The 23,162-nt window shown below is 40.4% G+C and carries 27 protein-coding genes; 13 read left to right on the top strand and 14 right to left on the bottom strand.

The features are described 5' to 3' along the window. Positions 1-12: 12 nt before the first annotated feature. Genes AN391_RS08640 through AN391_RS08605 form a run of 8 tightly spaced genes read left to right on the top strand, consistent with a single transcriptional unit; the run spans position 13 to position 6,752 of the window. Complete coding sequence (locus tag AN391_RS08640; protein WP_055015037.1) at positions 13-2,703, top strand: nitrate reductase; 2,691 nt, start codon at positions 13-15, stop codon at positions 2,701-2,703. A gap of 40 nt (positions 2,704-2,743) precedes the next feature. Continuing rightward, positions 2,744-3,715 (top strand): GTP 3',8-cyclase MoaA, encoded by a 972-nt coding sequence (gene moaA, locus AN391_RS08635; RefSeq protein ID WP_055015036.1) that lies wholly within the window; start codon positions 2,744-2,746, stop codon positions 3,713-3,715. Position 3,716: 1 nt separating this feature from the next. Further along, the gene (locus AN391_RS08630; RefSeq protein WP_055015035.1) at positions 3,717-4,343 is read left to right on the top strand and encodes a molybdenum cofactor guanylyltransferase; all 627 of its coding nucleotides are present in this window, start codon (positions 3,717-3,719) and stop codon (positions 4,341-4,343) included. Then, positions 4,340-4,879, top strand: a complete 540-nt coding sequence (gene moaB / locus AN391_RS08625; RefSeq protein ID WP_055015034.1) for a molybdenum cofactor biosynthesis protein B — start codon at positions 4,340-4,342, stop codon at positions 4,877-4,879. The genes AN391_RS08630 and moaB overlap by 4 nt, the downstream gene beginning before the upstream one ends. Before the next feature lies 1 nt (position 4,880). Next, positions 4,881-5,351 carry a cyclic pyranopterin monophosphate synthase MoaC gene (gene moaC, locus AN391_RS08620; protein WP_004587754.1) on the top strand — a complete coding sequence of 157 codons (471 nt, stop codon included), beginning with the start codon at positions 4,881-4,883 and terminating at the stop codon, positions 5,349-5,351. After that, the gene (locus AN391_RS08615) at positions 5,329-5,628 is read left to right on the top strand and encodes a MoaD/ThiS family protein (protein ID WP_055015033.1); all 300 of its coding nucleotides are present in this window, start codon (positions 5,329-5,331) and stop codon (positions 5,626-5,628) included. Before moaC ends, AN391_RS08615 begins: the two co-directional genes overlap by 23 nt. Further along, entirely contained in the window at positions 5,628-6,107 is a 480-nt protein-coding gene (gene moaE / locus AN391_RS08610; RefSeq protein WP_055015032.1) for a molybdopterin synthase catalytic subunit MoaE, read from the top strand. The genes AN391_RS08615 and moaE overlap by 1 nt, the downstream gene beginning before the upstream one ends. Continuing rightward, a complete protein-coding gene (locus AN391_RS08605) occupies positions 6,108-6,752 on the top strand; it encodes an MOSC domain-containing protein (RefSeq protein WP_055015031.1) in 645 nt (214 codons plus the stop codon). A 66-nt stretch (positions 6,753-6,818) separates the two neighbouring features. On the opposite strand, the gene AN391_RS08600 is transcribed toward AN391_RS08605, so the two are convergent. Beyond that, the gene (locus AN391_RS08600) at positions 6,819-7,463 is read right to left on the bottom strand and encodes a bifunctional 4-hydroxy-2-oxoglutarate aldolase/2-dehydro-3-deoxy-phosphogluconate aldolase (protein WP_055015030.1); all 645 of its coding nucleotides are present in this window, start codon (positions 7,461-7,463) and stop codon (positions 6,819-6,821) included. A 99-nt stretch (positions 7,464-7,562) separates the two neighbouring features. Next, positions 7,563-9,584: a methionine--tRNA ligase gene (gene metG / locus AN391_RS08595; protein WP_055015029.1), complete on the bottom strand. Its 2,022-nt coding sequence runs from the start codon at positions 9,582-9,584 to the stop codon at positions 7,563-7,565. Between the two features lie 187 nt (positions 9,585-9,771). Between metG and apbC the strand changes: the two genes are divergently transcribed. Next, a complete protein-coding gene (apbC, locus tag AN391_RS08590) occupies positions 9,772-10,848 on the top strand; it encodes an iron-sulfur cluster carrier protein ApbC (protein ID WP_055015028.1) in 1,077 nt (358 codons plus the stop codon). A gap of 2 nt (positions 10,849-10,850) precedes the next feature. Then, positions 10,851-11,438, top strand: a complete 588-nt coding sequence (gene dcd, locus AN391_RS08585; protein ID WP_055015027.1) for a dCTP deaminase — start codon at positions 10,851-10,853, stop codon at positions 11,436-11,438. Between the two features lie 81 nt (positions 11,439-11,519). Here the strand turns inward: dcd and AN391_RS08580 are convergent, their stop codons facing one another. The 3 genes from AN391_RS08580 to AN391_RS08570 all read right to left on the bottom strand — a co-directional run bounded on the left by AN391_RS08580 (position 11,520) and on the right by AN391_RS08570 (position 13,671). Next, positions 11,520-12,179 (bottom strand): type IV pili methyl-accepting chemotaxis transducer N-terminal domain-containing protein, encoded by a 660-nt coding sequence (locus tag AN391_RS08580; RefSeq protein WP_055015026.1) that lies wholly within the window; start codon positions 12,177-12,179, stop codon positions 11,520-11,522. Between the two features lie 96 nt (positions 12,180-12,275). Next, positions 12,276-13,058: a CLCA_X family protein gene (locus AN391_RS08575; protein WP_055015025.1), complete on the bottom strand. Its 783-nt coding sequence runs from the start codon at positions 13,056-13,058 to the stop codon at positions 12,276-12,278. A 16-nt stretch (positions 13,059-13,074) separates the two neighbouring features. Further along, positions 13,075-13,671 (bottom strand): tRNA-uridine aminocarboxypropyltransferase, encoded by a 597-nt coding sequence (locus AN391_RS08570; RefSeq protein WP_055015024.1) that lies wholly within the window; start codon positions 13,669-13,671, stop codon positions 13,075-13,077. A 137-nt stretch (positions 13,672-13,808) separates the two neighbouring features. Between AN391_RS08570 and AN391_RS08565 the strand changes: the two genes are divergently transcribed. Both AN391_RS08565 and AN391_RS08560 read left to right on the top strand, forming a co-directional pair. Then, positions 13,809-14,153: an Hpt domain-containing protein gene (locus AN391_RS08565; RefSeq protein WP_055015023.1), complete on the top strand. Its 345-nt coding sequence runs from the start codon at positions 13,809-13,811 to the stop codon at positions 14,151-14,153. A gap of 240 nt (positions 14,154-14,393) precedes the next feature. Further along, complete coding sequence (locus AN391_RS08560; protein WP_055015022.1) at positions 14,394-15,611, top strand: pyridoxal phosphate-dependent aminotransferase; 1,218 nt, start codon at positions 14,394-14,396, stop codon at positions 15,609-15,611. An 84-nt stretch (positions 15,612-15,695) separates the two neighbouring features. Here the strand turns inward: AN391_RS08560 and AN391_RS08555 are convergent, their stop codons facing one another. Genes AN391_RS08555 through AN391_RS08540 form a run of 4 tightly spaced genes read right to left on the bottom strand, consistent with a single transcriptional unit; the run spans position 15,696 to position 18,647 of the window. After that, positions 15,696-16,163, bottom strand: a complete 468-nt coding sequence (locus AN391_RS08555; RefSeq protein WP_055015021.1) for a glycine zipper 2TM domain-containing protein — start codon at positions 16,161-16,163, stop codon at positions 15,696-15,698. Between the two features lie 56 nt (positions 16,164-16,219). Continuing rightward, entirely contained in the window at positions 16,220-16,837 is a 618-nt protein-coding gene (gene lpoB / locus AN391_RS08550) for a penicillin-binding protein activator LpoB (RefSeq protein ID WP_055015020.1), read from the bottom strand. 11 nt (positions 16,838-16,848) lie between these two features. Further along, positions 16,849-17,274 (bottom strand): YcfL family protein, encoded by a 426-nt coding sequence (locus tag AN391_RS08545; protein ID WP_055015019.1) that lies wholly within the window; start codon positions 17,272-17,274, stop codon positions 16,849-16,851. 8 nt (positions 17,275-17,282) lie between these two features. Next, positions 17,283-18,647, bottom strand: coding sequence for a COG3014 family protein (locus AN391_RS08540; protein ID WP_055015018.1), 1,365 nt, complete (start codon positions 18,645-18,647; stop codon positions 17,283-17,285). A gap of 375 nt (positions 18,648-19,022) precedes the next feature. On the opposite strand from AN391_RS08540, the gene AN391_RS08535 reads away from it, so the two are divergent. After that, positions 19,023-19,886 (top strand): DMT family transporter, encoded by an 864-nt coding sequence (locus AN391_RS08535; protein WP_055015017.1) that lies wholly within the window; start codon positions 19,023-19,025, stop codon positions 19,884-19,886. A 6-nt stretch (positions 19,887-19,892) separates the two neighbouring features. Here AN391_RS08535 and AN391_RS08530 read toward each other — a convergent pair whose 3' ends face one another. Genes AN391_RS08530 through AN391_RS08510 form a run of 5 tightly spaced genes read right to left on the bottom strand, consistent with a single transcriptional unit; the run spans position 19,893 to position 22,945 of the window. Then, the gene (locus AN391_RS08530; protein WP_055015016.1) at positions 19,893-20,579 is read right to left on the bottom strand and encodes a M15 family metallopeptidase; all 687 of its coding nucleotides are present in this window, start codon (positions 20,577-20,579) and stop codon (positions 19,893-19,895) included. Further along, entirely contained in the window at positions 20,579-21,709 is a 1,131-nt protein-coding gene (gene dapE, locus AN391_RS08525) for a succinyl-diaminopimelate desuccinylase (protein WP_055015015.1), read from the bottom strand. Before dapE ends, AN391_RS08530 begins: the two co-directional genes overlap by 1 nt. After that, entirely contained in the window at positions 21,709-22,053 is a 345-nt protein-coding gene (locus AN391_RS08520; protein ID WP_055015014.1) for an ArsC family reductase, read from the bottom strand. Before AN391_RS08520 ends, dapE begins: the two co-directional genes overlap by 1 nt. Before the next feature lie 4 nt (positions 22,054-22,057). Next, a complete protein-coding gene (locus AN391_RS08515) occupies positions 22,058-22,555 on the bottom strand; it encodes a PTS glucose transporter subunit IIA (RefSeq protein ID WP_055015013.1) in 498 nt (165 codons plus the stop codon). Further along, positions 22,556-22,945, bottom strand: a complete 390-nt coding sequence (locus AN391_RS08510; protein WP_055015012.1) for an ACT domain-containing protein — start codon at positions 22,943-22,945, stop codon at positions 22,556-22,558. Positions 22,946-23,162: the final 217 nt, after the last annotated feature.

The raw sequence follows: 23,162 nt of genomic DNA, 5'->3' as shown, positions 1-23,162 counted from the left end.
TAAGAGAGCAGTATGGAAACTTTAAACACATGTTCAAATAAGCCTTTGCTTAAACAAACTACTTGCGCTTATTGCGGTGTAGGGTGCGGGGTTGATATTTCATTATTAAATAATACCCCCACAAAACTTGAAGGCACGCGCGAACACCCCGCTAATTATGGCCGCTTATGTGTTAAAGGCACGCATTTGTTAGATACAACCGGCACAGACAACAGATTAACATCGCCCCTTATTGATAACGAGCCTGCCAGCTGGGATGCTGCAACCAGATATGTGGCTAATAGATTTAACGCCATTATTAAAGAGCACGGGCCAGATTCGGTTGCGTTTTATGTATCGGGGCAGTTACTTACCGAAGATTACTACGTTGCCAATAAATTAATGAAAGGCTACATAGGCTCAGGCAATATAGATACAAACTCAAGGCTGTGTATGTCATCGGCGGTTGCAGGTTATAAACGTGCGTTTGGTGAGGACGTAGTGCCATGTACCTACGAAGATTTAGAACAAACTGAGCTACTTATTTTAATTGGCTCTAATGCAGCGTGGACGCATCCGGTGCTTTATCAGCGTGTGGAGCGCGCAAAAAAACTTAATCCAAACATGAAAGTCGTGGTTATCGACCCGCGAAAAACCGATACAGCCGAACTTGCCGATACTTTTTTAAATATAAAACCAGGCAGCGACGCAGCACTTTATAACGGCTTACTTAATTATTTAAATGAACATGACTATTTAGATACGCAGTTTATTAACGCGCATACAAATGGCTTTGAAACCGCGCTTGCTGAGGCGAAAAAGTGGAGTATTAATGAGGTAAGTGACTTTTGTGATATTGACGCGCAGCAAGTGAAAGAGTTTTACGCCTTATTTGCAAAAAGTTCAACTGCTATTAGTTTTTATTCGATGGGTATTAACCAATCAAGCTCAGGGGTTGATAAGTGTAACGCCATTATAAATGCGCACTTAGCGTCAGGTAAGTTGTTAAAACCGGGCTGTGGTCCGTTTTCAATAACTGGGCAACCTAATGCAATGGGGGGGCGTGAAGTCGGTGGCTTGGCTAATCAATTAGCGGCGCACTTAGATATAGAAAATGAAGAACATCAACAGTTAGTACAGCGCTATTGGCTTTCACCAAAAATAGCTAAAAAAGCAGGCTGTAATGCGATTGATATGTTTGATGAAATAGCCAAAGGTAAAATAAAAGCGATTTGGGTAATGGCCACCAACCCTATGGTGAGCCTACCTAATAACGCAGCAATACAACATGCACTTGAGCAATGTGAGCTGGTGGTTGTGTCTGACTGTATTGCCAAAAGCGATACCCTAAAATTTGCTAATGTGGCGTTTCCATCTACCGGGTGGGGTGAAAAAAACGGCACAGTAACTAACTCAGAGCGCAGAATATCAAGGCAGCGGCCGTTAGTTGAGCCTTTCTCGGGGGCTAAAAATGACTGGCAAATAATATGCTCAGTTGCTCAAAAAATGGGCTTTGAAGGGTTTGACTTTACAGACCCAAGCGGCATTTTTGATGAATGGGCTCAGTTAACTAATTTTGAAAATAACGGCAGCAGAGCGCTTAATTTATCAGGCCTAGTAGGGCTTACGCAGCAGCAATACGATAATTTAAAACCGGTTATGTGGCCGGTACTAAAAAATGAGCCTTATAAAAATGGGCGGGTTTTTACTAATAAACAATTTAGCACCGCAGATAAAAAAGCTCGCTTTATACCTATAACGCCTAAACTTCCTGTGCAGCAAACATCAAGTGATTACCCTTTTGTAATGAACTCAGGGCGAATACGCGACCAGTGGCATACAATGAGCCGCACCGGAAAAAGTACTGCGCTTTCAACACATATTACACGCCCGTATATTGAAATAAACCCCATTGATGCCAGCAGATTAAATATAAAACCAAACGATTTAATAACCGCCAATGCTAAAACGGGGCAGGTTACAGCGCATGCAAAAGTGACCGATGCCGTGCGCAAAGGCGAGTGTTTTATGCCTATTCACTGGAACAAGCAATTTGCCTCATCCGCTACGGTAAGTGGGCTTTATCAATCGGTTGTTGATCCGATTTCGGGCCAAGCTGAATGTAAGCATGGTGCCGTTGATTTAGTCAAAGCGCAGTTTGCTCAGTACATGCAATTTTTTAGCAAAACTGAGCTTAAAATAAACAGTGATTTTTGGCTTAAAGTTAACGCAAGCAATTGTGTTAATTACCAGTTAGCGCTTAATGAGGCACAAAATGACTTACTTTATTACTGCCAAACATTAACTGGGTTACAAGGGCAGTGGTCGGCGATGAGCACGGCAAAAGCCATGCATGTTCAATGTATTCAAAACGAGCAATTAGTGTTTGTTGCGGTTATTTCGTCAGATCAAAAAGACATATCGCTTGAGTGGATAAATCATTTATTTGCAGAGCCTTTAATAACCTTTAGCCAATTACAGTCATTGCTGTATGCAACCCCCGATGAAGAGTTTACCCAAGGCGCGCAAGTATGTAGTTGCTTTAAAGTACGTGAGCAGCCCATTATAAATGCCATTAAAAGTGGTACAAATACAGTGGATCAGTTGGGGGCTAAACTAAAATGCGGCACTAACTGTGGCTCGTGTAAAACGCAGTTAAGCCAATTAATAAAGCAGCATGGTACAAAAAACGCTAACAGTATTGATGTTGCGGTTGTCATTTAAAGTGCTATTTAGAAAAATAACATAAACACCAAGGAAGCATATGCTTAATGATCAATTTGGTCGGCAGTTTAACTATTTGCGCCTCTCTATTACCGATGTGTGTAACTTTAGTTGCACCTATTGTTTACCAAACGGGTATCAGTGCGATACTCCGCGTAACTTTTTAAATAAAAATGAAATAAACACCTTAGTAAATGCCTTTGCGCAATTAGGCACTAAAAAAGTGCGTATTACAGGCGGCGAGCCGTGTTTACGCAGTGATGTAACCGACATAATAAAGCAATGTAAACACACGCCAGGTATAGAAAAAGTAGCCATAACAACGAATGGTTTTAATTTATTTAATAAAATTGATGAGTTTTACAGCGCTGGCCTAGATGCGCTTAATATTAGTATTGATAGCTTAAACCCGAGCATGTTTAAATTAATTACAGGGCACGATAAATTAGCCCAGATTTTAAAAGGGATAGACCGAGCAATTGAGCTGGGCATAAAAGATATAAAAATAAATGCCGTGCTGGCTAAGCAGTTTAATAAAAACCAATTAAAGGATTTTTTAAACTGGGTGAAACATAAAAAAGTAACGGTACGCTTTATCGAATTAATGGAAACAGGCAATGGCGCCACCTTTTTTGAACAAAATCATTTAAGCGGGCAAAGTGTTAAAACACGGCTTTTAGCACAAGGTTGGTTACAGGTAGTGAGAGGTAAATTAAACGGCCCCGCAGAGGAGTTTTGTCACCCTGAATTTGAGGGCCGCATTGGCTTAATTATGCCCTACAGCAAAGATTTTTGTAAAAGCTGTAACCGATTAAGAGTATCGTCATTAGGCAAACTACATTTATGCTTATTTGCCGAGCAAGGTATAGACTTACGCCCGCATTTAAATGAGCAAGATACGCCAGCCACTGTAAACGCTATTCAAGCGGCAATGGGCAACAAAACCATTAGCCATGAGCTTGATAAGCGCTTAACGGGCGCCACAACTCATTTAGCTATGTTAGGCGGCTAAAATGAGCAATAAAGCAGTATTTACGGGGGTTGTACTCGCGGGTGGGCAATCATCAAGAATGGGTAGCGATAAAGCCAATCTCATTTTAAAAAATAAAACATTACTGCAAAATGCCTGTGAATTATTAAAAGCAGCAGGAGCAAGTAATGTACTTATAAGTCGTAATGTACAAAGTGCTACTGCGCAATACATACCCGACATTTACCCTGATTCTGGCCCGCTTGGGGGGATTTATTCAACCTTAATGGCAACAGAGCAAGATATACTTGTAACCGCTGTTGATATGCCATTGCTTACTTGCACGTTATTATCGCAAATTGCATCTGCAGGCAGCGATAATTCCCACTTTCAATCAAATCAGCCACAAATACATGCGTGGCACTTTGAAAATGAACCGTTACCCCTGTATATTCGTAACACCCAAAGCGTTAAACGTCATTTAAAACAATTACTCATAAGCACAAATAGTCATAAATCAATTAAACAGTTTACCCGTAGTATTGGTGTACAAACGCTAAAATGTAATAAAGCGCACTCACTTGTTAATACCAATACACCGGCGCAATTTAGAGCTGTTAATGAGCAATTTGACCAACACAAACCTAATTTATTGAGAAGAACCCTATGAGCCACACAACTGAGTCACAAATCGCATTAAACATTGCCGTAATGACAGTAAGCGATACACGCGATGAAATTACGGATACGTCAGGCCATTATTTAATTAAAGCGCTAACTGAGGCAGGCCATCACTTAGCGGATAAAGACATCGTTAAAGATGATGTTTATCAAATGCGTGCAGTCGCCTCACAGTGGATTGCCGATGACACTATTCACGCTATTTTAGTCACCGGTGGTACGGGGTTTACCGAGCGCGACTCAACACCCGAGGCATTTGCACCGCTATTTGATAAAAGCGTAGATGGATTTGGCGAGCTATTTAGACATATTTCTTACGGCGAAATTGGTAACTCAACTATTCAATCGCGTGCATTGGCAGGCCTTGCTAATAATACCGTTATATTTTGCATGCCAGGCTCTACGGGCGCATGTAAAACAGCCTGGACAGGTATTATAAAAGATCAGTTAGACTCAATGCACAAGCCATGTAACTTTGCCCCGCATATTACAATTGGTAAAGAATGCGAATCGCGAGAGCAATAATATGCTAAGCCACGTAGACGAAAATGGCCAAGCAAACATGGTTGATGTATCGCTAAAAGAGGTGACTCTGCGCGATGCATCTGCCGAGGCCTATATTAAAATGAGCAAACAGGCTTTTGAGCAAGTGCTGCTTAATCAAAATAAAAAAGGTGACGTGCTAGGCGTTGCCCGTATTGCAGGTATTCAGGGCGCTAAAAAGTGCGCCGATTTAATTCCGCTTTGTCATCCGCTTGCACTGAGTAAAGTAGCTGTTGATTTTGAGCTTGATGAAGCAAATAGCCAAATTAAAGTCACCAGCTACTGTAAATTGGCGGGCAAAACGGGCGTTGAAATGGAAGCGCTCACCGCTGTATCTGTGGCGACCCTTACACTATTTGATATGTGTAAAGCCGCCGATCCGCTTATGGAAATACACGGTATGCGTGTCACGCAAAAAGCAGGAGGCAAGCATGGCAGCTGGCAGCGAGACTAATTTCAATGATACTGATGCAGCTGCAGGGCAGGTAAATGTACTATTTTTTGGCCAACTTAAAGAGCGCCTAAAGTGCGATAAGCTAACCGTTGAGATAGCGCACCCCCTTAGCGTTTCAGCGTTTAAACATATGCTGGTTGAGCAAAATCCGCATTGGCAGGCATGGCTTGAAGAGCGTGATGTTTTGTGTGCGCTTAATCAAACTATGTCATCAAGCGATGAGCTTGTAAAAGCAGGGGATGAACTTGCTTTTTTCCCACCCGTGACAGGTGGCTAATGAGTATAAGCATTAAAGTACAAACGCACGATTTTTCAGTCGGTGAGCAACACAATGCACTTTGTAGTAATAACAAAAGCGATGGTGCTGTAGTCACGTTTACAGGGCTTGTGCGAGAATTTAGCAGCGGCGATAACGTAATCGCCCTTGAGCTTGAGCACTACCCAGGTATGACTGAGCAACTACTGCAATCAATAGCCGAGCAAGCACAAACACGCTGGCAACTTGCCCGCATAAGCATTATTCATCGAGTCGGTTATTTAGCCCTTGGTGAGCAGATTGTATTTGTTGGCGTAACCTCCCGCCACCGCCAAGCCGCCTTTGAAGGCGCACAATTCATAATGGATTACTTAAAAAACCACGCTACGTTTTGGAAAAAAGAGCATTTTAAAGATTCATCAAACTGGGTTGAGTTTAAACAAAGCGACAAACAAGCACTGGATAAATGGCAAAGTATCGAACAGGATGCAATTGAGTAAATGCAGATAATCTCTACCAATATCTCTAAAATAAAAACGGTTGTTCATAACGGCAAAGAAGTTAAAACCGGTATTTTTAAAACGCCAACCAGTGAGCCTGTTGTTATTGAAAAGCTAAATATAATAGGTGATGAACAAGCAGATTTAGTTAATCACGGTGGGGTGGATAAAGCGGTTTATGCGTTTTCACATAATCATTATACTTACTGGAAACACACCCTAAAAAATGATGATTTAGCAGTCGGTGCCTTTGGCGAAAACTTTACCATTTCAGATCTTGATGAGCAAAACATTCATATAGGCGATCGTATTCGTGTAGGTACTGCACTGCTTGAGGTAAGCCAGCCGCGTGTGCCTTGCTTTAAATTGGCTATTGCACTTAATAATAAACAAAGCCTAAAACTGTTTACGCAGTATTATCACACGGGTGTTTATTTTAGAGTACTTGAGCAGGGGGTGGCTAAAACGGGTGATACAGTTACTATTGAATATAAAGCTTCGCATAATATTTCGGTTAAAACGTTGTTTCAGGCGTTCTTTGATAAACAATACCCAGATTATGAAAACGTATTATTAGCGGCACTTGAATTACCCGAACTTGCACTCGAGTGGCAAACTAAAATCAAAAAGAAATTAGGTATTTAAAAGAGCGTTATTAAAGCTGGATTACCCTTAATAAAAGCTCACTTTTAGCCAGTATTATTTAGTTTGTTAAGCAAGCGCTGATATGTATTTGCACACCAATTGGCTTAATGTGTCGTATTGATGGTTGTTGTTTATCGGCTTACTAAAATCACTACTTACTGCTACTGCGCATGCCCCCGCTTCAAACCAATCTGTTAGGTTGTCTAAGTTAATGCCGCCTACGGGCATTAATGGCACATCAGAAAAAGGCCCCGTTAGCGCTTTAAAGTAATTAACCCCCATACTGCCTGCAGGAAAAACCTTAATAATATCGGCGCCATAGTCTATAGCATTGGCGACATCGGTAGGGGTGAGTGCCCCCATTAACACAGGTAAACCATGGCGGTGGGCAAGCTCTACAACGGCTTGATTAGTATTGGGTGTAACTAAAAATTGCGCACCGGCATCAATCGCTTGTTGCGCAAGGGCGGTGTTAATTATTGTGCCAGCGCCAATCAGGGTATTTTTATAAGCAGCACGTGCTTTTGTTATTTCTTGCTCAAAGCCTGGTGTATTTGAGGTGATTTCTAGTGCGTTAATGCCTGCATTAACTAAGCAATTAATTAAGGTGGCTACATCGCTTTGTTGCTTTAAGCGAATAATAGCCACCAATTTATCTTGCCTTATTTTCTTGCTTATTTTTATTCTGTGGGCATTTAAAATTTGGCTTATAATTTTAATTCACTTTATTTTATTAAGAGACTTATCTATCAGCGTTTTTTTTAACTATAAAAAAACCGCTGATATCAGCGGTTTATTTTAAGTAATATATTACATTACACGCATACCAGGCTCAGAGCCATCATCTGGGTTAAGAATATAAATTTCTTTACCGCCAGGGCCTGCAGCTAATACCATACCCTCTGACATACCAAAGCGCATTTTACGTGGTTTAAGGTTTGCAACCATTACAGTAAGTTTGCCTTCAATGTCTTCTGGTGCATAAGCTGATTTAATACCTGCAAACACTTGGCGAGTTTCGCCGCCTAAATCAAGTGTAAGTTTAAGTAGCTTGTCAGCGCCTTCAACGTGCTCTGCTTTGGCAATTTTAGCCACGCGTAAGTCTACTTTTGCAAAGTCATCAAACTCAATTTCGTCGCTAATTGGCTCTTTTGCAAGTGGGCTATTAGGGTCAATTGTTACTTTTGATTCTAAGCTTTCTTTTGATTCTTCTACCATTTTGTTCACTTTATCCATTTCTACACGTTGCATTAACGGCTTAAACTTATTAATAGGGTGGTTTACTAGTGCATTTTGAACACCATCCCACGCTAAGTCGTCGTTTAAAAAGGCTTCTACGTTTGCAGCCATACCTGGTAATACAGGTTTTAAATAGGTAATTAAAACACGGAACAAGTTAAGACCAAGCGAGCATACGTCGTGCGCTTCTTGTTGTTTTGCTTCATCTTTAATAAGTACCCAAGGTGCTGCGGCATCAATAAATTGGTTTGCTTTGTCGGCAAGGGCCATAATTTCACGAATCGCGCGGCTGTATTCACGGTTTTCATAGTGGGCAGTAATGCTTGGAGCAGCAGCTTGAAATTCTTCAAGTAGCTCTGGCTGCATGATTGTACTGCTTAATTTACCGTCGAACTTTTTGGTAATAAAGCCCGCACAACGGCTTGCTATGTTAACTACTTTACCTACTAGGTCTGAATTTACACGTTGTGCAAAGTCTTCTAGGTTTAAATCAAGGTCAATAATGCCGCTGTTTAATTTAGCTGCGTAGTAATAACGTAAATATTCTGGGTCTAAGTTATCAAGGTAAGTACGTGCTTTTATAAACGTACCCTTAGATTTAGACATTTTTTCGCCGTTTACAGTTACAAAGCCATGTGCAAACACGTTAGTTGGCTTTCTAAAGTTAGCGCCCTCTAGCATGGCTGGCCAAAATAAGCTGTGGAAGTAAATAATGTCTTTACCAATAAAGTGGTACAGCTCAGCATCAGAACCCTCAGCCCAAAACGCATCAAAGTCGAGGCCTTTTTCGTTACACAAGTTTTTAAAGCTGGCCATGTAGCCAATAGGCGCATCTAACCACACGTAAAAATATTTACCAGGTGCGTTTGGAATTTCAAAACCAAAGTAAGGTGCATCGCGGCTGATATCCCACTGTTGCAGGCCATCGGTAAACCACTCATCTAGTTTGTTAGCCATTTCTTGCTGAATAGTACCTGAGTGTAACCACTCTTTTAGCATGCCTTCAAACGCTGGCAGGTCAAAAAAGTAGTGCTCTGAATCTTTTAAAATAGGTTCAGCACCTGACATTACCGAGCGCGGGTTTATTAATTCGGTAGGACTATAAGTTGCGCCACACGAGTCACAGCTATCGCCATTTTGGTTTTCAGACTTACACGTAGGGCAAGTGCCTGTTACAAAGCGATCGGGCAAAAATATGCCTTTCTCAGGGTCGAATAACTGTGAAATGGTGTGCTTTTTAATATGACCAGCATCGTTTAGACGGTTATAAATAAGCTCACTCAATTCTTTATTTTCTGAGCTGTGGGTGCTGTGGTAGTTATCAAACTTAATGTTAAAGTCGGCAAAGTCGCGTTGGCGTTCAATGCTTACATTTTTAACCATTTCTTCAGGCGTGATCCCTTGCTTTTGCGCATTAAGCATAATTGGCGTGCCGTGAGCATCGTCGGCGCAAACATAATACGCTTCATGGCCTTGTAGTTTTTGAAAACGTGACCAAATATCAGTTTGAATATATTCCAATAAATGGCCTAAGTGGGTAGGGCCATTAGCATAAGGTAATGCGCTGGTAATGAGGATCTTTCGCTGCGTCATAATCATTCCGAATTGAGGATAAATCACCCTTTTTACTACAAAAAAGGCGATTATCATTAATTTATCAATAAGCTTAGGACTAATAGGTCGCTTAGCTTATGGATTTTTGTTAATTGACTGGTGTTAATGCCCTGAATGTTACATAATTCTGTGGCACTTTTCATCAAAGAAACGCTATTTAATTGCTATGTTTGGACTGTCGAAACTATTCTCCTCTAAATCGGTTCAAAAACAACCGATTATTACCGCTTTAGCGGCGTATCGTAGCGCGGCGTTTGCCGTGGGTATTGATGAAAGCTTTATTGATAGCATTTCACAAAATGACGATAAATCAATACGTATAAAACTGATACTGCCTTTTGCAGCGCAATCAGAAATGCCACTTGTTGAGCAGCATGTAAGTGAAAGTATAAAAACACCAGTAACCATAGACTCTTCGGTTATCATAAATGAACCTGCAAAATTTAAAGCCATTAAACATATTGTGCTGGTTGCCTCGGGTAAAGGCGGTGTGGGTAAATCAACTACCGCGGTAAATTTAGCGGGTGCGCTTAAAAATGAAGGCGCTAAAGTAGGGATTTTAGATGCCGATATTTATGGACCATCTATTCCTATGTTATTGGGGCTTGTAGGCGCAGAGCCACAAACTAAAGATAACAAACTATTACAGCCGTTTAACGCTAATGGGATCAAAGCCCAGTCAATCGGCTTTTTAGTGCCAAGTGATGACGCAACAGTGTGGCGAGGCCCCATGGCATCTGGAGCGCTTAACCAATTGTTAAACGAAACAGATTGGGGTGAACTTGATTATCTGATTGTTGATATGCCGCCAGGTACCGGTGATATACAGCTAACTATGAGCCAAAAAGTACCAGCCAGTGGTACGGTTATTGTGACTACGCCACAAGATTTAGCTTTAGCCGATGCGCAAAAGGGCATTGCTATGTTTAATAAAGTAAACGTACCTGTGCTTGGTTTAATTGAAAATATGAGCCATTACATTTGTACTCATTGTGGTGAAGCAAACCATGTGTTTGGTAAAGATGGCGCAGAAAAACTGGCCCATAAACACGGCGTACCGGTGTTAAGCCATATTCCACTTGCTATAGATATCCGTGAATATTCAGAGCAGGGTAAACTTATTGCCAGCGATACTAGCGCAGCTATTAGCGACACATACAGTGCTGCGGCAAGACTGATTGCCAGCACGCTTTTTTATCAGCAACACCAAAGCAGTGTTGAAATTGTGATTACAGAAGATTAAAAATGAGACTTTCAGACACACATATAAAAGAATACCTAAATGACGGCCGTATTGTTATTGAGCCTGCGCCAACGAGCGAGATGATTTCGGGCGTAACAGCAGACTTGCGCCTAGGGAATAAATTTAGAACTTTTAACGCACACAATGCAGCGTACGTAGATTTAAGTGGCCCTAAAGATCAGCTTAATAAAGCTATGGAATCAATAATGAGTGAAGAGATTGAGCTTGCTGATGGGGAAGCTTTCTTTTTACACCCAGGCGAGCTTGCGCTGGCCATTACCCATGAAAAAGTAACATTACCTGCTGATATAGTCGGTTGGTTAGATGGGCGTTCATCGCTTGCCCGCTTAGGTTTAATGGTGCATGTAACAGCACACAGAATCGACCCAGGTTGGAGTGGCAATATTGTTTTAGAATTTTATAACTCAGGTAAGTTACCACTAGCGCTGCGCCCAATGATGAAAATTGGTGCAATGAGTTTTGAAATGCTTTCAGGCCCGTGCGAAAAGCCATACAACATCCGTAAAGATGCAAAATATAAAGATCAAAGCAGTGCGGTAGCAAGCCGCATTAGTGATGATAACTTATAACAATATAAAGTTTTTAAGCGTTTAAATGGCCGTGTTGTTAGCTAGTTTAAACGCTTAATTACTTAACTGAGCGAACTAATATTAAATCTGTTTTTTATTTCTGGCTTTATAAACGAGTAAAAGCTCTACTACAATAGATAGTAAAATTACAATAATTACAATACCTTGAATAGTATGTAGTTTTTTAATTCGATCAACACTTTCTTTTTCGTACTGTATAACCACCGCATTAAATGCTTTTAAAAGCGGCTCTTTTGCTAAAGAAAAAAAGCTTTCTTGAGCTGTATCTAAATTAAGTGTTTGTGTTTTTATTTTCAGTACCTCTTCAACTCTATCTGAAAACATCCTTAATTTTTTATCAACATTAATTGGCTCTTTAAAATACATTGCTAATAGCTCGTCTGATAGTGGGCTTTCGTTACCTAATACTTGCGCCCCGTAGTGCTCACTCAATAAGTACTTATGATTATTTTTTAAAGAGTTTAAAGCATTAATGGCCAGTAATTTTGAATCCTGCGAGCCATACATTAAATACTCTAATGTAAACATGCTTACCCGTTGTGAGAGCATTCTTTGTTGGCCACTTACATTAACTATTTTCCCCGTATCGGATTGCGCTTCAATGACTTCTTCAAGCATAAAGTGTATACAAATAGATAAAATCGCTATAACAGTTAAAGGAACAATATAAACAAAAGAGATAGCACTGCGCTTTTTATATGTAGGATCAGTATTTACCATTTAAATGCTACTTATTTAAACTATTTATTCTTTAGGATAGGATAGTTTAAATATAAGATTTTTCACGTAAATAAAATTTACAAGGTAGCTTGTGACTTATTGAAATTGATGAAGTGCATAACCTAGTAGTTCAAAATAATGGTTAAGCGCTTTATTTGCTTTATTAACATGTTCAGCACTTGGATATATTAAATTACTGCTTTTTAAGCCACTGACTAAAAAGCTATTTTGAATAGTGCTGTGGGCATCTATGCAGGCTTCAAAGCAGCGTGCTGCTAACTCCTCAGGCATGCTCATGTAGTTCATGTTATGCGCTTGGTCGTGTTTAATGCATGTTTGTACAAATTCATTTGCATCTTCTCCATGACAATCTAAAAATACTTCTTTGTAAAAATCGTTTAGCGCTTTATTTAGAGGGTGAGCTAAGTTAGGTGTATTTGAAAGCCATAATTTTGATGCAAATCCAAAGCGAGGTTTAGCTGCAAATAAATGCTCGCTTATATGGTGGTCAAATGCATGAAACCACTCGTGAGCAAGTGCGCCACCGCCCGCGTTTTTAGCAAGCGCAAGGGTTTGTGAGGCTGCGTTATAATGCGCTTGCACACCTTTTTGTCCACCGTGCCCAAAGGCAAAATTTAGTTTGCCGCGCAGGCCAATGGCTTTGGGCGGTAAATGCAGTATTTGAGCAAGGTCGGCGAGGGCATCGTAAATTAAGTTTGCACTAATAAAACGCTCTTCTTTGGTTACCCATTTACCGATCACCATAGACCTAAAACCAAAGGTGTCTCTAATATCGCTAAAGTCGACTTGGTCGTCAAAGCGGTAATCGGGGCCTTGGCGAGTAAAGCCTCGTTTTAGTCTGTTTGGGTAACTACGCATTATAATTTAAGTGTGGTTAATTTAAGTATCGGGCTTTTACGTGTTCAGGCATGTGTTGGGTTTGTTTTTTTATTAATTCGTCTAATAAATTATAAAGTGGAGCAGGGTCTAGCTGTTCTAATAAAGACAAACTATGTGCAACGGCCTCAAGTGTAGAGAGACTATCAGCTCTGGGGGCTTTTCGAATAGCATAACGGTTTTTCGGCAACTGCTTAAAGCTCACGGTTTTGAACTTACTTAGCAATGGGGTGAGCTGTAAAATTTTATAGGCTTTTTTCCATGTGCCGTCTATCACAATTAAATGAGTGATATTGTTTATCTCAGCGCTGCGAGCTTTCTCATCTAAATTTATAGCCTGCTCATTAGGGTAAAGTAAAACTGTAGATTCTAAAGGTAGGCTTTTTAGTATTGCAAAATCGTTATTATTTTCACCTTTGACTATTTCGCAACCAGTAAGGCTTAAATTAACTAATTTTGCAGTGTTTTTAGCTATTTTTTCTTCGCTTGGGTGTTGTAGAATAATAACTCTAACTTTGTTATTTATACGTGAAACAGCCTTGCATATACAGGTTGAGGGCGTGAACTGACAGCGTTCACAAATTTTGCGACTCATTACTTAAACTTTTTATAGTGAGAGTATTCTGATAATTATACATTTATAAAGCAATAAAGTTGGATTTTTTTACGCATAGATATACAGTAATACTATTAATTATAAAATGACACGGAATGTTAAAAAGGGCTTAAAATATGACAGAAATACAAATAGATGACGCTGCCTTGCAAAGTATGCAGTCGTTACTGGGCGAGCAGTTTAAAGATACACTTGAATTTTGCTGTAGTGAGTTCGAGCGCCTTGCAAATGAAGTAATAGCGACTATTGGTAACGATAAAGAAGCGGCTATACGTCACGCCCATAGTTTAAAATCGAATGCAGCTCAGTTTGGTGCGACGAGTTTATCTGAGGTGGCCCGAGAAGTTGAGCTTAATTTAAATCAAGATAATGTAGAAAAAGCAGTTAACGCATCTACTGATTTGTTAGCTCAAGTAAGTGGTTCACAAGCGCAGTTAAGAGCTTGGCTAGAGGCTAACTAGCATTATTTGCCAACGTGAATTTATTTCAGTACTAAGCAACTAATTACGCTAGCATTTTACGCCTTTACTAGGGTAGTCTTAGAACCGTTTAGTGCGTGTTTGGCCTCTCGATAATAAATTAAAGATCGCATAGCCTAAGGAGCATCCTTGGGCTGATACCACAATTTTAACGATTATACCCCTCGCATTACCAAGTTTAATTTTTATACTATAAAGCCAGTTCGCCGCAAAGAGGTAAAAATGTCAGATATTAAAAAGAGTCACAAATTAGAAGGTGTATGCTATGACATTCGTGGGCCGGTTTTAGCGCAAGCCAAAAAAATGGAGGACGAGGGTCAGAAAGTACTAAAGCTTAATATTGGTAACCCTGCTGCATTTGGTTTTGATATGCCAGAGGACATGCACCGCGATATTATTCGTAATTTGTACTCGGCTCAGGGCTATTGCGACTCTAAAGGTTTATACTCAGCTCGTGTAGCGGTTTATCAGCATTATCAGCAACGGGGTTTACATAACCTTGATGTTGATAATATTTATATTGGTAATGGGGTGAGTGAACTTATTCAAATGATCACCCAAGCGCTATTAAATAACGATGACGAAGTGCTTATTCCAGCACCTGATTACCCGCTGTGGACTGCGTCAGTTAAATTAGCGGGCGGCAACCCTGTTCATTACTTGTGCGATGAAGAACAAGATTGGTTTCCTGATATTGCAGATATAAAAAGCAAAATTACGTCAAAAACCAAAGCACTTGTGCTAATTAATCCCAATAACCCTACTGGCGCGGTTTATAGTGACGATTTATTAAAAGAGTTAATTAATGTAGCACGCGAGCATAAGCTGTTATTGCTTAGCGATGAAATCTACGAAAAGATTTTATATGATGGCATTACCCATACCTCTATTGGTGCACTGTGTGATGACGTGCCTATCATTACCTTTAATGGGTTAGCTAAAACTTATCGTGCGGCAGGTATACGCATGGGGTGGATGGTACTAAGTGGGCGCACCTCAGCAATGGAAGATCTAAGTAAAGGGCTAGATATTTTATCGTCTATGCGCTTGTGTGCCAATGTGCCAGCTCAATATGCAATTCAACAAGCATTGGGTGGCGTACAATCAATAGACAGCTTAATAGACCCAGGCGGGCGATTGTATGTTCAACGTGATATTGCTTGGCGTGGGCTTAATGCGATTGAAGGTATAAGTTGTAAAAAGCCAAAAGGGGCGCTTTACGCGTTTGCCAAAGTAGACACAGCGCATTTTAATGTAACAGATGACGAAAAAATGATGTTTGATTTACTCAAAGCAGAAAAAATATTACTCGTACATGGGCGAGCATTTAACTGGCCTGAGCCTGATCACTTTAGATTGGTGTTTTTACCTAATAAGGATGATTTGTCTAGTGCCATGCTTAAAATGCAGCGCTTTTTTAAAGACTATCGCCAAGTTTAGTTAATTCAAACTAACGCGTTGTAAAATAAAAAACGAGCTTAAATAGCTCGTTTTTTATTAAAGTGAAAATGCTGGTACGGTTTGTTAGTAAGCGCGGTCTACTCTTACAGTATTATCACTTAAATAAACAAGGCGTACGTTATCACCTTTACTAAAGCGCATTGACTGATCTTGGTCTTGTACCACCATGTATTGGTCGCCGTTTTCTACTTGAATCAGTAATTCGACTAGGTGCGTTTGTTTATAATAACTTTTTTGCTGATTATTATGGGCAACACTACCACCAATTACAGAACCCAAAATAGTGGCGACCGTTCGCCCGCTTCCACCACCAAACTGATTACCGACAACACCGCCAAGTAGGGCACCGCCAAAGGTTTTCCAACCACTGTTCTTATCTTGGACGAGTTCTTGCTCAGTTATTTTGCGAACAGATTTTACATCACCAAATAACACTTGCTGCACGGGCACGGCTTTGTTTCGCTCATAGTTTGCAAAACTGGGTGCACTGAGTGTGAGCAATGCACACATTGCTATGGTTAAGGCTTTCATAGATGTCTCCTGTTGGTGCTACGCAAAGGCAATATTTAGCCTTTGTGTGGGGTTTATTACCAACCAAATGTCGATTTTTCTTTCGTTTTACGAATTTCAGTTTCGTCTGCCCACTCTACTAGGCCACTTTCCATATCCATTAAGCGCATTGTAAATTTGTAATACACATCAGATTTATCGGCATTTGACTTAACAATGCTCGAAAGGTTGCCATATAGCATGTATTGCGCACCAATTTGTTTTCCAAAGGCTACAGCTGTGGCTGGGTTTACGAGCGCATCTTCATTTTGAAAGTTAAGCTGCTCACGTACTGATTCAACGCGGGTCATGTCAACAAAACGAAATTTACCGCTGCGTAATAACTGCGTTGAGATTGAGTCGGTGATAGATTCGGTATCTATGTGTTCGCTAGTTTTATTTTTAATGCGCTCAACAAACACCACTGGGCGTTTATTTTGTGTCATTGTGCCAACAACGGGCGAGCTAAGCAGTGAGTCGGTCATTTGGCTGGCTACTTTTTGCAAATCGGTAGAGCCAAAGTTTATATCGGTGGTTTCTACAGCTTGTGCATCACCGTAACTGACTACGGCTTTATTAGCACAACCGCTTAAAATGAGTGCGCTGAGGCCAATAGCAGCATAACTTGATAACGTTTTAAATTGCGTAGTGATCATCTTTATAACCCTTATTCTTTAAATTCTTGTGCGTCGGTCGACACTTCTCTTACAGCAAGCGAAAATGTAACCGCATCCGGTGTAGGCGCTAAGCCGGCTAATTGTGTTTTAGAAAAACCAAACAGTGTTAAGGCTTGCCAAGGTGAGTGGTTTCCTTTAATTACAAAACCATCTTTGTCGTACCAATTAAACTGATACTGTAAATATTGCGATTTTTTATATTGGCTGCTTAGTGTTACTACCACGTCGGTTAACTGGTTTGTTTGGCGTGTTTTCACATCGGTAATGGCAAGCTTTTCACCTAGAGCAGGATTATCAACATGTAACTGTTCGTTAAATGTATTTTTGCTTTGCTCAACCGAAATACCTGATGTATCAGGTTGGCTTGCACATGCCCCAAGCATTAATGCGGCCACTAATGGCAAAGTATATTTCATGATGACTCCTAAAGTTGAACCACATGGTAGTTAAAGTAGTTATTAATAGAGGTTAGGTAAATTAAGGTTAACCCTTGCTTACTAACGGTAAAATTAATAGGCGCATGGTTGCCTATTAAAAGTGAATGCGACCCTGCATTTAAACTGCTTCGTGCCACGCTTATTTGATTAGGTAAAGTAAGCCAGCTGCGTGTATCGGCCTGCTCAGACGCCAAATTGTAAATATTAGCAATAATATTGCCTACATCGCCTGTGCTACGCGCAAGCTCTGCGCGCACTTTTTCTTTGGCTACCAAACGCAATACTTGCCTAGATACACGAGCCGGTATTTGCTGCTCTAATGTTTTAGCTGCTAATGCTTCTATATGCACTAATGGGTCAAGTTCTAAATTTTGCGAATTTATATTTACGCTATTAATATTAGGTACAAACGCATTATCTTTATAAACTGGCATGGCTAAACTGTAAAAACGCGCATCGCCACCTGAGGTGTAAATAGGTAAGCGTAGTTTAAATTCATCTTGTTTAGGCACTAAGCCTTGTTCAACCAATATAACCACTTCACCGTGTGTAGAGGGGAAGGGTTGTAATGGACTAAAGCGGCGTTCAAACTCTTCTAAATCTTGGCTAAAACCTTGTTTTTTTGCTAATCGCATTACATCTTGCTGTAAGTAGTGATTATCAGGTTGAATCTCTAATGCTTTTTTATAGTCGATGTAAGCGTCATCATATTGTTTATCACGTTGGTACAACAGTGCAGATAAATAAAACGTAAAAGCATTTTGAAAACCATTTTTTATATCGCGTGTCACATTACTCATACTTGGGTAATGCTGTTGTGCTTGCTCTATTGTGTCGTTTCTTTGTGTTTGATTATCAGCAAGTGCATCTACTTGTACTTTGTTAGCGCGGCGTATCTCAACCAAGGCGCTTTCTAAATCATTGTTGTATACATAATTAAGCGCTTTGTAGCTATGTAGCATGCTCATTTCATATGCCGGTGGTACATAAGTAATGGCAGAATCGTTAGTAAATAAAGCATTACTTTGTTCAAGCCCAGCACTTAGTTGAATTTTGGCAGCTTCTCGTTTTGTTTGTACCTGGGTGTATACATTTTCAAATTGTTGTTGTGAAACACTTTGCTCGTTAGCAAGGTCTTTCAAACGGGCTTGCTCTAATTGGTTCAGTAAATAGCTACTGTGTAATTTACTGTTATTTGCAATAAGTGATTTGGCCTGTTCAATATTGTTATTTTGAATTGCGTTTCTTACGGGCGTCATTTGGCTTGCATAGTCGTTAAATAAATCATTAAAGCCTATGGTGCTGCATCCACTTAATATAAAACAAACACTTAAAATTATACTTTGGCGCACTGAGCACTCCTATATAGTTAGGTTTTAAAGATTAACATACTCTGGTTTTAGATTTGTGTGAAATAGTGTAAAAAAGCGTAGCCTACTTTAGGGCATATAGACCGGTGAGGATTAAAAGCTATTCTCCCCAAGGTCAGCACGCGCAGGGCGTGTATTTAAGGTAGGCAAATCATCATGAATAGCCTGTGAATATGTGAGGAGAGGCGTGTAATTACAGCAATTTGGCAGTATAGAAAGTTATAAAGAATCGATTAAAAGTATAGTAAATACAATAATGCGGCTTTACAGCTAAATGGCTCAGCTGCTTAAATACACAGCTGGCTAAGCAAGCCAATTTAAAGCATCTCATTGTAAGGTTTTAGCTAAGGAGCGATTTTGAAAGCCACGTTATACACCCTAGTTGCATTAATTGCCTTTGCGGCAAACTCTTTACTTTGCCGTATGGCGCTCGCGCAAGGGTATATTGATGCGTGGAATTTTACTCTAATTAGGCTACTGAGCGGAGCCATTTGTTTGGGGGCAATTATGGCTGTATACACGTATAACCTAAATCGTAAGGGCATGCTTAATAACGCTATTTTAAGCGATACGGGAAGTTGGCGTAGCAGTATTAGTTTATTGATATATGCACTTTGTTTTTCTATTGCTTATATAGAGCTTGATACGGGCACCGGTGCGCTCATTTTATTTTCGGCGGTGCAACTTACCATGATTGGTTGGGGCATATATAAAAAAGAGCAGCTGAGTAAGTTGCAGTGGGGGGCTTTTTTTGTCGCATTAGCTGGATTTATATATTTAATGTTGCCCTCTGCCGCGGTGCCTTCTTTGTTAGGGGCATCGCTTATGGCGCTCAGTGGTGTTGCATGGGGTGTTTACAGTATACGCGGTAAAGCGTGTGTGTCTCCTTTACGTACCACCGCCTTTAATTTTATAAGAAGTTTAGTGGCTTTTCCTGTTTTATTAATTGTTGCAATAAGTTATTTAAAAACAGTGAGTATAGAAGGCGTGCTGCTAGCCTGCGCTTCGGGCGCTATTGCATCAGGTATAGGTTACAGCATTTGGTATGTGGCCATGCCACTACTTAAAAGTACACAAGCGGCGGTTGTACAGTTATGTGTGCCTGTACTTGCAGCATTTGCTGGGGTTATATTTTTATCTGAGCAACTTACTTTTGAGTTTTTAATAGCAAGCTCGCTGATTTTAGGTGCTGTTTTGGTCTTTATTTTAAACAAAAAATAAGCCCTATTAAGGCGGGCTTACATTTGTTATGAAGCGTTTATAGAGTGCGGGCAAATTATTTAAAATAGCTGACTTACCCTCTAAATCGCTGTTGCTTATACATTCGTAAAGCATCGCTTCGCTCAATGCACTTACTAACGTTTGAGATTGCTTAATATGGCTAATATGCCAAAGCTCAGGTGCTACACCGCCTAAGTCCTGTTTGTAGGGGCGATAAAAACCATATTTTGCTAAGTTATTATCAAGCCACTGACTCAGTGGTGAAAAGGGTCCTTCATGTTGGTATTCATTAGGGGTAAGTTGCAGCTTATAGTCATCGTCAATTGCGGCGCTATCATACACATCAAGGTCAGTGCCTAAATGATGCCGACTAGCACCTGGCAAAGCAGAATAGAGCATAATAGCCGTGCACTTTTCCAGCTCATTTAGTTGGCTTAAATCAATTTCCTGCTGCTGTTTATTAAAGACAGGGCGTAGTCCTAAATACTTGTTATTCCAAATCATGGCCTGGCGATTGAAATCGCGAAAACTTGAGGCAATAGTCAGCTTAAAACCAGCATTTGTAGCTGCATTTTGCAGGGCTAAAAAGTCATCAATAATATCAGTATGTAACCGATGCGACTGAATCTCAGTGAGGTGTGTATCACTTTGTCCAGTGATACACATTGCTAATGTATTTGTATCGAGTGCCATTAGGTTAACAGTTGCTCTAAAATTTGCTCGTAAATATCGGCTAAGGCGATTAAATCATCGGTGCTTACACATTCATCTACTTTATGAATAGTGGCATTGCGCGGGCCTAGTTCAATCACTTTGGCGCCTGTTTGCGCTATAAAGCGCCCATCTGATGTACCCCCAGTGGTTTCGAGGTTGGTGGTTAACCCCGTGACAGATTTAATCGCATTTACGGTGGCATCAACTAACGGACCATGCTCTGTTATAAACGGCAAGCCGTTTACTATCCAGCTTAATTCGTAGTTTAAGGCATGCGTTTGTAAAATAGCATTAACCCGTTCTTGTAATTGCTGATGAGTTACTTCGGTACTAAATCTAAAATTAAATTGCACCTCAAGCTCGCCCGGTATGACATTACCGGCACCTGTACCACCATTTATATTTGATACTTGGAAGCTGGTTGCAGGGAAAAATTCATTGCCGTTGTCCCACACTGTCTGGCTAAGTTCAGTAATGGCGGGAGCAGCCAAATGAATTGGGTTTTGTGCTAAGTGTGGGTAAGCTACATGGCCTTGAACACCTTTTACTTTTAAAAAGCCAGTAAGGGAGCCTCGACGGCCATTCTTTACTACATCACCGAGTATATCTCGCGATGAAGGCTCACCCACTAAGCACATATCAATTTTTTCGCCGCGTGCTTCAAGTGTATCTATTACTTTGGTTGTGCCGTTGATAAAGGGGCCTTCTTCATCAGAGGTAATTAAAAATGAAATAGAGCCTTTATGATCTGGGTTTTTAGTTACAAAACGCTCAGTCGCAACAAGCATTGCCGCCAAAGAGCCCTTCATATCAGCTGCGCCTCGGCCATGTAGTAAACCATCTTTAATTAAGCCTGAGAAAGGCGGGTGCTGCCAGTTTGATGCGGGGCCGGTGGGGACTACATCGGTATGGCCTGCAAAGCAAAAATGCGGTGACTCACTTCCTTTTCGGGCCCAAGTGTTGAGCGTATCAGTAAAAAATAACGACTCAATATTAAAGCCTAGAGCTTTTAAACGCTCGTTCATCATTGGCTGGCAACCCGCGTCCTCAGGGGTGACCGATTCGCGCTGAATAAGCGCTTGGGCAAGTGCAATTACATCATTTGTCATTATTTAAATATCTCATCGTATTGCGCAGCTTTAAAGCCTAAGTGGTAGCTATTGTCATTAACAAGCACAGGGCGCTTGATCATAGCGGGCTGCTCTGTAAGTAATGTAATAGCAGTGTCTTTAGTTAGGTTTTGTTTTTGCTCATCAGAGAGCGCGCGATAGGTTGTACCGCGTTTATTAACTAATTGCTCCCAATCAATATGCTCTGCGAATTCGCTTACTAACTGCTCGTTTATGCCGTCTTTTCGATAATCATGAAAGGTAAAGTCTATGTTGTTGTCGCTAAGGTATTTTTTGGCTTTTTTAATGGTATCGCAATTGCTAATGCCGTAAAGAGTGATCATAGGTTTAATTCTTCTTAATAATAGTTAAAAGGGGGTCTACACCCGCATTTACTTGCGTGTGCGAATAATGAAACGTGCCTAAGTTATGGCCATTTAAAAGCACTAAGCTGGCCAGTAAGGGCGATTTAAGCTCCCGTAAGTCAAAGTAAGCTAAGCGCTGTCCTTTGCTTATTTTGCTGCCATTGAGCTGTGCAATATGTGTATGGGTTATAGGTTGCTGCGTGGGTAGTGACAAATTAATAAGCACCTTTAAGCCATTTTTTGCTTGGAGAATAAATTCACCCCCTGCATTTTTGACCTGAATTAAAGTGCCATCAAAGGGGGCTAAAATTTTATGGCTACTTAACTCAACCAATACGGTTGGCCCAAGGATTGAGAACCTAAAAAAAGGCTCAGGGTGTTGGTTTAAATCAATGACTTTGCCGCTAAAGGGGCTCGTGATTTTTAAAGCGCTGGCAGGGAGCTTATTTTGCGCTAAAAACGCGATAGAGGCCGCTCTCATTTATTGATCTACTACTAAATTGTAGCCATCGTTTTTAAGTGCAGTGATGGCTTGCTGCGCGGTGTGTTTTTTTACCAAAATATAATCTGTATCGTAGGTTGAGATAGAAAAAATAGAAATATTAGCCTTTGCAAGTACGCCTGATATATTGGCCATAATGCCTGTTAAAGAAAACCCTAACGGGCCAACGACTTCAAGTGCTTGCCAATCGGGCTCTGTGTCTAAACAGTCAATAGCGAAGTGACTAGGGCAAACAATAGAAAGTTCATCGTGGGTTTTTGAAATAAAAAATAGGGGTAACTTTAATAGCGCTACAGGAATGTCAGCATCCACTTCTAAACTATGAATTGACAACAGCGTGCTGTGTAATTGTAATGTTTGTTTTGACATTAATAACCTGCATACAGCGTATAGTGTCAGTTAATAGTATAGATTATTGGCTTTAAATTAAAGGTGTAACAGTTACTAAAATTAAGACTGTGTAGCTGTGGATAATAAGGATTTAAAACTTACCCACAATTTCTGTGGATAAGTATGGGAATTGGCAGGTATAAATAGCCTAACTAACTAATTAATAAGTAAATACTAGCTAGGCTATAAAAAGCAC

It is taken from the genome of Pseudoalteromonas sp. P1-13-1a, from assembly GCF_001401875.1.
GTDB lineage: Bacteria > Pseudomonadota > Gammaproteobacteria > Enterobacterales > Alteromonadaceae > Pseudoalteromonas.
This window is presented reverse-complemented; position numbering and strand designations above follow the sequence as displayed.

Excerpts from the sequence above, each read along its gene's own strand:
- AN391_RS08615 (WP_055015033.1), top strand. The coding sequence starts at position 5,329 with ATGGCAGCTGGCAGCGAGACTAATTTCAATGATACTGATGCAGCTGCA.
- AN391_RS08515 (WP_055015013.1), bottom strand. The coding sequence starts at position 22,555 with ATGAGAGCGGCCTCTATCGCGTTTTTAGCGCAAAATAAGCTCCCTGCC.
- AN391_RS08580 (WP_055015026.1), bottom strand. The coding sequence starts at position 12,179 with ATGGTAAATACTGATCCTACATATAAAAAGCGCAGTGCTATCTCTTTT.
- AN391_RS08570 (WP_055015024.1), bottom strand. The coding sequence starts at position 13,671 with ATGAGTCGCAAAATTTGTGAACGCTGTCAGTTCACGCCCTCAACCTGT.
- AN391_RS08575 (WP_055015025.1), bottom strand. The coding sequence starts at position 13,058 with ATGCGTAGTTACCCAAACAGACTAAAACGAGGCTTTACTCGCCAAGGC.
- AN391_RS08560 (WP_055015022.1), top strand. The coding sequence starts at position 14,394 with ATGTCAGATATTAAAAAGAGTCACAAATTAGAAGGTGTATGCTATGAC.
- lpoB (WP_055015020.1), bottom strand. The coding sequence starts at position 16,837 with ATGATCACTACGCAATTTAAAACGTTATCAAGTTATGCTGCTATTGGC.
- metG (WP_055015029.1), bottom strand. The coding sequence starts at position 9,584 with ATGACGCAGCGAAAGATCCTCATTACCAGCGCATTACCTTATGCTAAT.
- AN391_RS08545 (WP_055015019.1), bottom strand. The coding sequence starts at position 17,274 with ATGAAATATACTTTGCCATTAGTGGCCGCATTAATGCTTGGGGCATGT.
- AN391_RS08510 (WP_055015012.1), bottom strand. The coding sequence starts at position 22,945 with ATGTCAAAACAAACATTACAATTACACAGCACGCTGTTGTCAATTCAT.
- AN391_RS08630 (WP_055015035.1), top strand. The coding sequence starts at position 3,717 with ATGAGCAATAAAGCAGTATTTACGGGGGTTGTACTCGCGGGTGGGCAA.
- AN391_RS08555 (WP_055015021.1), bottom strand. The coding sequence starts at position 16,163 with ATGAAAGCCTTAACCATAGCAATGTGTGCATTGCTCACACTCAGTGCA.
- AN391_RS08640 (WP_055015037.1), top strand. The coding sequence starts at position 13 with ATGGAAACTTTAAACACATGTTCAAATAAGCCTTTGCTTAAACAAACT.
- moaB (WP_055015034.1), top strand. The coding sequence starts at position 4,340 with ATGAGCCACACAACTGAGTCACAAATCGCATTAAACATTGCCGTAATG.
- AN391_RS08520 (WP_055015014.1), bottom strand. The coding sequence starts at position 22,053 with ATGATCACTCTTTACGGCATTAGCAATTGCGATACCATTAAAAAAGCC.
- apbC (WP_055015028.1), top strand. The coding sequence starts at position 9,772 with ATGTTTGGACTGTCGAAACTATTCTCCTCTAAATCGGTTCAAAAACAA.
- moaC (WP_004587754.1), top strand. The coding sequence starts at position 4,881 with ATGCTAAGCCACGTAGACGAAAATGGCCAAGCAAACATGGTTGATGTA.
- AN391_RS08565 (WP_055015023.1), top strand. The coding sequence starts at position 13,809 with ATGACAGAAATACAAATAGATGACGCTGCCTTGCAAAGTATGCAGTCG.
- dapE (WP_055015015.1), bottom strand. The coding sequence starts at position 21,709 with ATGACAAATGATGTAATTGCACTTGCCCAAGCGCTTATTCAGCGCGAA.
- dcd (WP_055015027.1), top strand. The coding sequence starts at position 10,851 with ATGAGACTTTCAGACACACATATAAAAGAATACCTAAATGACGGCCGT.
- AN391_RS08605 (WP_055015031.1), top strand. The coding sequence starts at position 6,108 with ATGCAGATAATCTCTACCAATATCTCTAAAATAAAAACGGTTGTTCAT.
- moaE (WP_055015032.1), top strand. The coding sequence starts at position 5,628 with ATGAGTATAAGCATTAAAGTACAAACGCACGATTTTTCAGTCGGTGAG.
- moaA (WP_055015036.1), top strand. The coding sequence starts at position 2,744 with ATGCTTAATGATCAATTTGGTCGGCAGTTTAACTATTTGCGCCTCTCT.
- AN391_RS08530 (WP_055015016.1), bottom strand. The coding sequence starts at position 20,579 with ATGGCACTCGATACAAATACATTAGCAATGTGTATCACTGGACAAAGT.